This is a genomic window from Gordonibacter sp. (genome assembly GCF_036667095.1).
Classification (GTDB): domain Bacteria; phylum Actinomycetota; class Coriobacteriia; order Coriobacteriales; family Eggerthellaceae; genus Gordonibacter.
The window spans coordinates 1-10,906 of record NZ_JAVWUP010000081.1; the positions used below are offsets into that span (position 1 = coordinate 1).

The 10,906-nt window shown below is 59.0% G+C and carries 9 protein-coding genes; 1 reads left to right on the plus strand and 8 read right to left on the minus strand.

Annotated elements, in window-relative coordinates:
* Positions 1-380: 380 nt before the first annotated feature.
* From RR842_RS08445 to RR842_RS08455, 3 genes are read right to left on the minus strand one after another with little or no spacing between them, the layout of a single operon-like run.
* A complete protein-coding gene (locus tag RR842_RS08445) occupies positions 381-587 on the minus strand; it encodes a hypothetical protein (protein WP_332517849.1) in 207 nt (68 codons plus the stop codon).
* A 28-nt stretch (positions 588-615) separates the two neighbouring features.
* A complete protein-coding gene (locus RR842_RS08450; RefSeq protein WP_332517850.1) occupies positions 616-963 on the minus strand; it encodes an oxidoreductase in 348 nt (115 codons plus the stop codon).
* A 27-nt stretch (positions 964-990) separates the two neighbouring features.
* Positions 991-3,249 carry a molybdopterin-dependent oxidoreductase gene (locus RR842_RS08455; protein WP_332729457.1) on the minus strand — a complete coding sequence of 753 codons (2,259 nt, stop codon included), beginning with the start codon at positions 3,247-3,249 and terminating at the stop codon, positions 991-993.
* 415 nt (positions 3,250-3,664) lie between these two features.
* Between RR842_RS08455 and RR842_RS08460 the strand changes: the two genes are divergently transcribed.
* Positions 3,665-5,200 (plus strand): LuxR C-terminal-related transcriptional regulator, encoded by a 1,536-nt coding sequence (locus RR842_RS08460; protein WP_332729458.1) that lies wholly within the window; start codon positions 3,665-3,667, stop codon positions 5,198-5,200.
* Positions 5,201-5,468: 268 nt separating this feature from the next.
* On the opposite strand, the gene moaC is transcribed toward RR842_RS08460, so the two are convergent.
* The 5 genes from moaC to modA all read right to left on the minus strand — a co-directional run bounded on the left by moaC (position 5,469) and on the right by modA (position 10,744).
* On the minus strand, positions 5,469-5,984 hold the full coding sequence (moaC, locus tag RR842_RS08465) for a cyclic pyranopterin monophosphate synthase MoaC (RefSeq protein ID WP_332724469.1): 516 nt from the start codon (positions 5,982-5,984) through the stop codon (positions 5,469-5,471).
* Between the two features lie 57 nt (positions 5,985-6,041).
* Complete coding sequence (gene moaA / locus RR842_RS08470) at positions 6,042-7,043, minus strand: GTP 3',8-cyclase MoaA (RefSeq protein ID WP_332514555.1); 1,002 nt, start codon at positions 7,041-7,043, stop codon at positions 6,042-6,044.
* Positions 7,044-7,163: 120 nt separating this feature from the next.
* A complete protein-coding gene (locus tag RR842_RS08475) occupies positions 7,164-8,276 on the minus strand; it encodes an ATP-binding cassette domain-containing protein (RefSeq protein ID WP_332514553.1) in 1,113 nt (370 codons plus the stop codon).
* Positions 8,273-9,751, minus strand: coding sequence for a molybdate ABC transporter permease subunit (gene modB, locus RR842_RS08480; protein WP_332729459.1), 1,479 nt, complete (start codon positions 9,749-9,751; stop codon positions 8,273-8,275). The genes RR842_RS08475 and modB overlap by 4 nt, the downstream gene beginning before the upstream one ends.
* Positions 9,752-9,838: 87 nt before the next feature.
* Positions 9,839-10,744 carry a molybdate ABC transporter substrate-binding protein gene (gene modA, locus RR842_RS08485; RefSeq protein WP_332514549.1) on the minus strand — a complete coding sequence of 302 codons (906 nt, stop codon included), beginning with the start codon at positions 10,742-10,744 and terminating at the stop codon, positions 9,839-9,841.
* Positions 10,745-10,906: the final 162 nt, after the last annotated feature.

Sequence of the window (10,906 nt, forward strand, 5' to 3'; positions counted from 1 at the left end):
GCCCAGCCAGCCCCCTGTGTTTTCTTAAGAGACCGGCGGCTGGGACCCCCGAGGAACCGGAGGCACTTTTGGGGCCCCCGGAGCCGCCGGGCTACCAGGAGCCGCCGGGCTACCAGGCGCAGCCGGACTGCCCGGAGCTGGTGGGGCAGCAGGAGAAGCCGCCATTTCCGCCTTACAGAAGGGACACTTCTTCAGCGTTACCCCACTCATACTCTGAATCGTCTTTCCACATTGAGGGCACACCGTACCCCCGCTCGCACTTGCCTCCGGTGGTCTAAAGCACACGATGGGTACCTCCTTTTGCTTAATTTGCTTCTTCTTGTTTTATGTCAAAGCTCCAGAAGGCACGGGATGGGTACCGTGACCCCTTCGGCAGCGCATTACATCATTGCGTTCAAAACACCACTCGGAGTCTTGTACACAAACTTCTTAGCAACGTAGTAAAAACCGTGCTCGCCCAGTATCCTTCGATTGGTGCCGAACTCTTCAGCCAACCCATCAGGGCTTTTCCCCTCAGCAAGAGCACCGTTCAAGTACTCCAATTGCTTTTTGCTGTCGTCAATAGCCAGGAATTCATCGAGCGTCATGTCATCCTCCTTTGAGAAAATTCGACTGTTACGGAAGGAAAATTGCCACCTGGTGATCAGCCGCGCTCGCCTTTTCGGCCAGCTCGCTCATCGGGCCCCAGTCCATACAGAACGCCAAGCAATGCTTGACGCACGCCGGCTTCTCGCCCGCGCTAACGCGCTCCTCGCACAAATCGCAGCGCGACGTTGGCACGGGAACGTAGCTCCAATCCCAGGCATCGTGGATGCCTTCGCCAATCTTGAAGGGGCCTTTCTCCAGCAGCTTTATGCCCCACTCGCCCTCTTTCAGCCCTTTTTCGCGCTTGCAGGCAACCTCGCAGGTGTGGCAACCAGAGCAGTACTTGTAGTCGATCAACAGACCGTATTTTTCACTCATTATCATTCCTCCAATCCGTCGAATCGCTTAGCCGTCGAGTCCGTCAACCTTAGTGATCTTGCACATCACGCACTTGAAGGGAGCGCCGAATCCAAGCTTTCCGATTTCCTTGTGAGGGATCAGGCTGTTGATGTTCGACTTGAACACGCCATACAAATTGGGAGCCTCGCCTTCCTGCTCCGGATACCACCAACCGTGACGGCAGTGCACCACACGAGGATCGATAGTCTCGACCAAGTGCGCCTTCTCGATGGCGCTGCCCAACTGGTTTTCAACCCGCACCCAGTCGCCATCTTCAATGCCGAACTGTGCTGCGGTAGCAGGGTTGATTTCGATGTCGGGATAGCGCTTGATCTCCCGCATCATCGGAATCTGGCGATGCTCGGAATGGAACGAGGTGTACTCGCGGGCACCCGTCGTCATGAGCAGCGGGAACTCTTCCGCGTCTTCAGGACGGCTAATCTGGTCCCATCGGGGCTGCTCGTAGTACGGCAGCGGGTCTTCGCCCCAGGCATCGAAGAGCGTGGAATACAGCTCGACCTTGCCCGTAACGGTATCGAAGCCCGGCTCGCCATCGGCGCGCAACATGCCCTTCTCGTACTTGCGATACGTATACTCCGGCTGATACAGGCACATATCGCGCAGACCGTCGAAATCGAAGTCGAACTCTTCGCCAACCTGCTGATTAAAGAAGTCGGCCGCATCTTCGAATGGCCAGCCATCCGGGTTGATAATCTTGCCCAACTCCATGCAGTGCTCGATATCGGAGCGGCACTCGCCAATTTGCAAAGCTTTGTTCATGGCACCCATGAAGGCAGGATTGCGGCCGTAGTGCGTCAGAACCAGGCCATCATGCTCGGCAAACGTGGAAAGCGGCAAGAACACATCGGCCAACGCCATAGCCGTCGGCGTCATAAACAGGTCTTGGATGACGTTAAAGTCCATCTTCAGCAGAGCCTTGTACCACCGCTCAGGCTGCGCGCAGCACGTGGGCGAAAGGATGTTGACGGAGTTAAACCACGCCATATGAAGCTCGTAGGGCTCTCCTGTTTCCAGCGTGTCCAGCGTGAGGTCGGGATGCGTCGAGCTCATAGCATTCGACACGGCCGGATAGTCGTTGGCACCGATGCGCTTAGCGTACAGCTCGTCGGAAATCTGGAAACGCGTGCTGAAGCGCCACGAACCGAACAGACCATGCGGAGGACCAAGCGTCAAACCACCAGGCACATCGATCATGCCGGTAAGCGCCGCCAATGCAATGATGGTATGGCCTGCCTGCACGCCATTGGGGTTCTGGTCAACCGGAAGGCCCCAGGCAAACGAAACCGGACGCGCCTTACCGATGGTGCGCGCAACCTCTTTAAGATCGTCGGCGCGAACCCACGTCAGCTCTTCAACGCGCTCGGGCGGGAACTCGGCAGCACGCTCGGCAAGCTCGTCGAAACCGAAGCACCAGTTCTCAACAAAGTCGTGATCGTAGAGGTCTTCCTGAATAATGACGTTAATGAGACCCAGTCCCAATGCAGCATCGGTGTTAGGCTTGAGCTGCAACGTCATATTGCCCTCAAACGCCCCCAACCAGGTAATGCGGGGGTCAATCATGATAACCCGCGTACCCATCTTCATCATGTCGAGGATAGCGTGGCCGAACATGCCGTCGCCGTTGGATGCTAGAGGCATCTTGCCCCAGCATACAATCCATTCCGGCAACTCAAATTCGGGATTGTTGTAGCGATCCTCGAAATACCCTGCAAAGTCAATTTCCGGATACCCCGCACCAAGGATGTAGTCGGTGATGGAGCAGCGCGGACCGTAGCAGGAGAAGCCGCTGTGGGGATAGCAGACGTTCGGCGTGCCGAGCGTTGCAAAACCGAGGGGATAATAGTAGAGCGATGCCTCACGACCCGTACCGCCGTACACGACGATAGATTCCGCACCGAAGTCTTGCTTGATCTCGGCAACTCTATCGGCGATCAGGTGATATGCCTCGTCAAGCGAGATCTGCTCCCACTTGTCTTTGCCGCGATCTTTAGGATCGCGCTTCATCGGGTGAATGATGCGCTCGGGACTATGGACGACCTCGGGAAGATCAAGACACCTAATACACAAGCGCCCCTGCGTTACCGGATGCTGCTCATCACCTTCGACATGCACCAATTTGCCGTCTTTGATGGTCAGCTTCATGCCGCATCCAACGGGATGGTCTCCCGGGGGTGACCATCCGCACGTCCTGACAATGTAAGAGCCGTCTTTGGCGACTTCTTTCCATCCTTTATCCATTGCCATAGCTTCAACCTCCTTCACTTCGCCCTGCATTGCCCTGGCTCCGTGCCTGTTCGCTTGGCATCTTGCGTCCAAAATGCGTCGAGTCCCTGTTTTCTATCCACCCGATGCGAAGAGCCCCTGGAAAACGATTCCCCTTAACCGTTTTCCGATTTTTGCTTTCGCCCTGGCGGAAACATGGAAGCACGTGAACCTGTATTGGTATAGTAGGAACGGCTCAAGGGATGACCCTCATAACGTGAGTTGTGTTTTGCTGTCTATTTGCATCATCCGCAAGAGGATGATTTGTATCATCCTGCGTATGGTTGAGGGGACTCAACAGCACCGGAGCACTCTGAAATTGAGTAGAATCAGGTATGAGCTTAATTGACGAGAAGAGTTTGCCACTGGCGAGTCCAGTCACGCTGCAAGGAGGCTTATGGGTATCAGAATCCCGCACATCAGCGTAAACGTTGATTTCGGTGAAAAATCAACTTCAGGGGAATTGAATATGCTGGCGGTTGGCTTCGGATTCTACCAGACATGGATATACTTCAGCTCCCCCATCCTCACGCGCCAAGCAGCGTCCCCCTACTTGGCGGATACGTTTCTGCTCACGCTGCTCGTCTTTGTGTGCAGTCTCTTTGTATTCGTCTTCTCTCGGCGAACTCTTTCGGGGCTCTACACCTCAAGACAAGCGCTAATCTGCGCTTCGGTGCTGACAAGCGCCGGCACGCTTATAGGCCTTGCTGGCGAAGCAACGGGGACCTTCGGCGATCCCCTCTCGCTTATCTCCGGATTTACCACGGGCATAGGCTCTGCTGCCCTGTTGTTGTTTTGGGGATGCGCGTTCTCGCGGCAAAACGCAACCACCATTATCGTCAACACCACGGTCGCCGTTATTCTCTCCACCCTTGCCTACACGTTCGCCTACAGCTACCTACCCGCACTCCTCGTCGGCATATTGGCAAGTCTGTGTCCTTTGGGGGGCGTTTTGTGTCTTTGGGCATCGACACCGAAATTCCAAGGATGCCAATCAAAAACATTGAAACCCTCTTCAGCGGGAAGCCTGTATCCGTTCTTCGTTTTCCGACTAGGCATCCCCATGGTACTGTTCGGCTTCGCCCTGGGTTATTTCCGCGAAACATCGCTACAGATCGTGCTCGCCTCCCAAGAAGCAGGGCTGGAATTGTTCCTGTTCGCCTTTGCGGGTATCCTCTCGCTCTTTGTTTTCACCTTGGTTTCCGTCTTCGATAAAAGCGTGCGCTGGGATTTTCCGCTTCAGGCGCTCATACCCCTCATCGCCATCGCTATCTTCGTTTTACCTCTTGCGAAGATAAGTGATTCCACGTTTGCGAAGCTTGTTCTCTTCACCTCTTTCATATGCTTCGAAGCGCTGCTCTGGACACTGCTGTGCAGACTCTCGAAGTCTTTCCAGCTTTCCCCTATCTCGATTTTCGGAATAGGCCGCGGCTGCCTGGTTATCGGCACCATGCTGGGTATAGCCTATTCTGCCAACCTCGATTTCCTCAGCGAACGGCTCCCTTTCGGCGTGCCGAGCGGGGCGGTGCTGGTGCTGACCGCCATGCTTGTCGCCTGGTCGATATCTCCCCACGAGAAGGAGATACGGGAATCAGCGTCCGAACGCACCGACCACGGCAACGATGACGCTTTCGCGGTTGATACCTCCTCAAACAGCGCCCAACGGAAAAGCGAATCCGCCCAACAACTGGCCCATCGGGCAGCCTTCATCAAGCGAAGCGAGGCTGTTGCCAACCGATACCTGCTCTCACAAAGGGAGCGCGAGGTGCTCTTCTTTTTGGGCAAGGGGTACAATGCGGCACGCATTCAGGAGGAGCTCTACATTTCGGAGGGCACCGCGAAAACCCACATCCACCATATCTACCGCAAGCTCGATATCCACACCCAACAAGAACTTATCAATATGATCGACGAGGAAGAGCTGCCGTCGTAAACGAAACGTACCCGCTGGGCACGTCCTTCGGCCACGCTGCGCAGAAGGTAAGTTGCCTCGCATACGACAACACGGGCTATTCATCCTGCGTGAACTCTGCCCCACGCCCGTTTCAGCATGCGTTGATGTACTCGAGCTGCCCATCACCGATTACGAAGATGGCGTGCAGATAGAAGCTGCCCGGGCAAACGGGTGCGAACTCATCGTGACGAGAAACCTACGCGACTTCGAAGACTCGTCAGTCCCGCTCATCGACCTCGCCGGGTTCCTAGCGCTGCAGACGTTCGGCGCGCTCCCAAAGACCCGACTTGCCGCCCTCTTTCTTCAGCAGGCGCACGTCTTGTATCTCCATGCCGCGATCCACCGCCTTGCACATGTCGTATACCGTGAGGCACGCCACGCTCGCAGCCATGAGGGCCTCCATCTCGATGCCCGTCTTGCCGGTGACGCCGCAGGTGCACCTCACGTGGATACCCACGAGGGCGTCGTCGCGCTCGCCGGCCTCCACCGGCACGCACTCCACTTTCGCCTTCGTGATGTTCAGCGGGTGACACATGGGGATGAGGTCGCTCGTGCGCTTCGAGGCCATGACGCCGGCTACGCGGGCGCAGGCCAGCACATCGCCTTTAGCGGCTTTGCCCTCGGTGATAAGCGCAAGCGTTTCAGGCTGCATACTGATGAAGCCCTCGGCCACGGCCACGCGCTCGGTGTCGGCTTTCTGCGACACGTCCACCATGCGCACGGCACCCTTCTCGTCGATATGGGTGAGTTGCTGGTCGGTCATGGGTTTCTCCTTGGCTCGGGTCTCACAGGTTCAAAGGTCGCGGGTTGGCGCAGTAAGTCAGCCGCCTATCTGGCTCATGCCGCGCTCGGTTCCTACTTTGTCATGGTGCTCGTCGGGCTTGGCATGCAGCGCCTGGGCGAACACGGCACGGGCCGCCTCTTCGTCGCCGGCGCGCAGCGCGCAGCGCAAGTCGTACTCGTCGTCCGAGAACAAGCAGGGGCGCAGCTTGCCGTCGGCCGTCAGGCGCAAGCGGTTGCACTCGCTGCAGAAGTGGCGGGACAAGGGCGAGATGAACCCGACCGTGCCCTGCGCGCCCGGGAACTCGAAGTAGCGCGCCGGACCCCAGCCGAGCGGACTGTCTTTCCCAGCCGCCACCAGCTCGTCCATACCAGCGGCACGTGCGCGCTCGTTGATGATGCCGAGCAGCTCCTCGCTGGGCACGACGTCCTGCTTGCCCCAGCCGCAGCCGTCCGTACCCGAACTCTCGCCCACGGGCATGTACTCAATAAAGCGCACATGCAGCGGCCGGTCAAGGGACAGCTTCGCGAACGCTAGGTAGTCCTGATCCAGGCTGCGCACGGCAACGGCGTTGATCTTCACCGGATTGAAGCCCACCTCAAGCGCCGCTTCGATGCCGTCAAGCGTCTGTCCGAGCGCACCACAGCGCGTGATCTGGCGAAACTGCGCCTCGTCAAGCGTATCCAGCGAGATATTCACACGCGCGAGTCCTGCAGCCTTCAGATCGCCCGCCATCTGCGGCAACAACACGCCGTTCGTGGTCATAGACACGTTCTCGATACCCGGCACGTCCGCGATAGAGCGCACCAGATCGACGACGCCCTTGCGCACCAACGGCTCGCCGCCGGTAAGACGGATGCTGCGGATACCCATACCGGCAGCCACGCGCACCGCCCGCTCGATCTCCTCGATGCGCAGGATGTCGTCGTGGGCAAGCTGGCTTACTCCTTCTTCAGGCATGCAGTAGATGCAGCGGAAGTTGCAGCGATCGGTCAGCGATATCCTCAAATAGTCGATTACTCGACCGTGGCTGTCTTTCATGGCCCTTCCCTTCTCCTTTGAGGATATATTATAGGGCATCGTCCATCAGTTGCGTGGCGCAATCTGTGAGACAGTGGCTGAAGCCCGGGTCGTGCGCGAAACACCCTCGCCGGCACGCCCCTACCGCGACACCAGGTACACCTTGTCGGGGGGGATATGCACCCACAGCTCGTCGCCTTCGCAGGGCAGCTCGCCGGGAGCCGCCCTCAGCTTGTCGACGCGCCAGAACAGGTGCTGGTGCAGGTACTTCATCTCGTCTTCCTCGGCACTGACCGTCGGAGCCTCGTCTTGGGCACGGTCGAGGAATCCCAGCAGCACGGTGCGGTCGAAACGCGAGTCGCTGATACGATCGACGCGCATGCGGTAGCAGTTCGGCCCCGGACCGTCGGCCCGCTCGAGGAAGAAGGCGCGCACGCCCAGGTGCGTCACATCGCCCGGCACCTCCTGCGCCGTCTCCACCTCCACCCCCCACTTCGGCAAACGTACGCGATGCGAGTCGGCAAAGACGGCGGGGGTGGCGTTCTTGCAGCCCGACAGCTTCACGCCAGCAAGCGATTGCGGGCGGTTCACCAGGTCGTCGCCCGTTCCCGTCTCCATGATGCGCCCCGCCTCCACCACGGCGATGCGGTCGCAGAAACGCAGCGCCTCGTCGATGTCGTGGCTGACGTAGAGCACGGTGCCGTCGTAGGCCTCGAACAGGCTGACTAGGTTCTGCTCTAGCACGCCTTTCAAGTGGGCGTCCAGCGCGCTGAACGGCTCGTCCAGCATGAGGATGCCAGGGCGCGCGGCCAGCATGCGGGCCAGCGCCACGCGCTGCTGTTGCCCGCCGGAGAGCTGCGCAGGATAGCGCCCGTCGAAGCTCTCCAGGCCGAAGCGCTTGAGCTCGGCAGCGACGATGCCGTCGCGATCGCCACGGGCCACGTCGCGCCCGATACCCGCACCCACGTTCTCGGCGACGGTCAGGTTCGGGAACAGCATGTAGTTCTGGAACAGCAGCGCCGTCTTGCGCTGCTGCGGCTTCACGTTAATGCGCTGCTCGGAGTCGAAGAACACCTGCCCGTTCACTACGATGCGCCCCTCGTCAGGCGTCTCGATGCCCGCGATGCAGCGCATGGTCAGGCTCTTCCCGCACCCCGACGCCCCGAGGAACCCCAGCGTCTCGGCCTCAGCCGAAAAATCCACGTCCAACGTGAACGACGAGAACCGCTTGCGTACGTTAACTTCCAGGCTCATCCTTCTACCCCCCGGCGGTACTTCGTCGTGCGCCTGCCCCATAAGTTGATGAACAGGATGACCACGAAGCTGAACACCATGATGACGACGGTCCAGAAAATGGCCACGTCGATGTTGCCGTTCATCCATTCGAAGTAGATGGCGATGGGCACGGTACGCGTGATGCCCAGGTAGTTGCCCGCCAAAAACAGCGTCGCGCCGAACTCGCCCAGCGCGCGCGCAAACGAGAGCACGGTGCCCGCCGCGATGGAGCTCCACGACAACGGCAGCATCAGCTTGAAGAATATCTTTCCGTTGCTCCAGCCCAACGTGCGGGCGGCATCCAGCATGTTCGGGTCCAGATTCTCGAACGCGCCGCGCGCGCTGCGATACATCAGCGGGAATGCCACGACCACCGCCGCGAGCACTGTGGCCTGCCAGCTGAAGATAAGCGGGAAGCCGATATCCATGAACCACTGGCCCACCGGCGTATTCTTGCCGAACGCTAGCAGCAACAGAAAGCCGCACACGGTCGGCGGCAACACCATGGGAATGGTGAAGATGGAGTCGGCAACATCCTGGGCCCGCGCAGGAATGCGCAGGCTGAAGTACGCAGCCGCAAGACCGAGGATGAAGATGAACACGATAGCCGTAAGCGTGGTTTTCAGGGTGACCCACAAAGGACTCAGGTCAATGCCTGCGAGAAATGCCACAAAAGCGTCGATGCCCGTCGGCGCTGCGACTACTTGCACGTCCGCGGCAGGAGCCAACATACCGAAGTCGGCATGGTCGAGTTTCAAGTGCGCAGGGTTGTCGGTATCGGTAATGTCGGAGCCGTCCTCGCCGATAACCGTGGCGTAATACTGACCCGTTTTCAGCTCCTGGTCGAACTTGAACACAACGCCCTTGTACGTCACGACCGGCTCGCTGGAGAATATCCAGTTGTCCTGGCGCGACAGCACCGAGCCGCCTTTTGCATTCGCGGCATCTAGGGCAATGAGCAGGCTCTTGAAATACGTCTGGTCCTCCGACGAGGCCTTGTCGAAGCCGACCGCCTGGGCAACCTCAGGCGGCACGTAGACGACGACGCAGGTATCGGCGACGATTGCAGCCACGCTACCCGGCGCATTGCTTGCATAGTAGCGGTAGCCTGCGTACCTGTCGCCCACCTCACTGTTGCTGCCCACCTGGGCACGAGAGAAACCCGCCAGAGCAAACGGACTGCCTGCGAGCGTTGCGGAAGCCCCTTGCGCATCCACGAGCACCTCGCCGTCGGCGACCGTGCCGTCTTGGGCCGCAGCGATGCCTGACGCCGGAGCGCCTGCCGAAGGGTTCGGCACCGTCGCATCGCCCTCGTCGTCACCCGTGGCAAACGCGGCACCCGGCAAGCAGGCGAGCACGAGCAGCGCACAGACGGCTAAGACGCACGCCCGAAGCACGAGGGCGCACGCCGACTGCGGCGGTGTTTCAGCTCTGTTGGCAAGATCGGTCCCCATGACCATCCCTATCGCACGGAAAGGATGGGCGGCAAGCGCGCCCATCCTTTTTTCGCATATCGTACCTTATGTTGAACGCATTCGAGCCTAGGAAACCAGTTCGAAGCCCCACTCCTGCCACGTCTTGATGGCTTGCGGATCGGTGGTCGCCCAATCGAGGAAGTCGGATGCTGCCTTGGCCTGCTTGGAATCCTTGCAGACGGCAGCAGGATAGACGATGTTCTTGTGCGTGTCGGCCGGCACGGTGCCGACCACTTTGACACCGCCGAAGCGGTACACGTCGGAGCTATACACAAACGCCACGTCCACCGCGCCGGACTGGACCTGCTTGCATACGTTGCCCACCGAGCTTTGCAGGTTCACCTTGCCCGCCAGCGGCGTGCCGTCGTAGCTGCCGCCCGCACCGGTAATGTCCTTGCCGGTCTTGCCGGTGGCATCCACATAACAACCTACGGTAGAAAGCGCCTGGTTGGCGTAGTTGCCAGCCGGAACGGAGTCGTCGCCGATACCTACCGTGTAGGCACCTGAAGCAATGTCGTCGAGCGTCAGCTCTTTGCCAGCCAGCTCAGCGTTCTCGCCCACAACCATGACCAGGTCGTTTTTGAACATGTCGAAGCGTGTGGCCTGATCGACATAACCCTTCTCTACGGCCTCGTCCATCTTGCCCTTGGAGGCCGAGATAAGCACGTCGGCGTAAGCACCGCCCGCCAGCTGCTCGTTCAGCTCGCCGGAGGACAGGTACTGCGTGTCCTTGAACGTGACCCAGCTATGATCCTTCGCGTAGAGTTGCTGCACGGCATCCATGGCCTTCGACAGCGAGTTCGCAGCGAACAGCTGTAGCTCGACAGCCTCGTGCTGCTCGGTTTTGACCGGCTCCGGAGTTTGCTGCGGCTCGGATTTCTTCTCGGGCGACGAGCAGCCTGCCAGTGCGAATGCGCCCACGAGGGCAAACGCGCACACGGCCGCTAGTACCATGCGGATATGCTTCTTCATTAAGGTGTCCCTTCCCTGGCTTTCTCGATAACCCGAATCACGTCACGCGAGCACATCCCTAAAACTCAGCTCTCAACGGTCGAGTGAGTTTTATATTATTCTTTTTACAGTATATAGTCAATCAGAAATATCGCTTACGAACTCTTATCAAGACAGAGATTC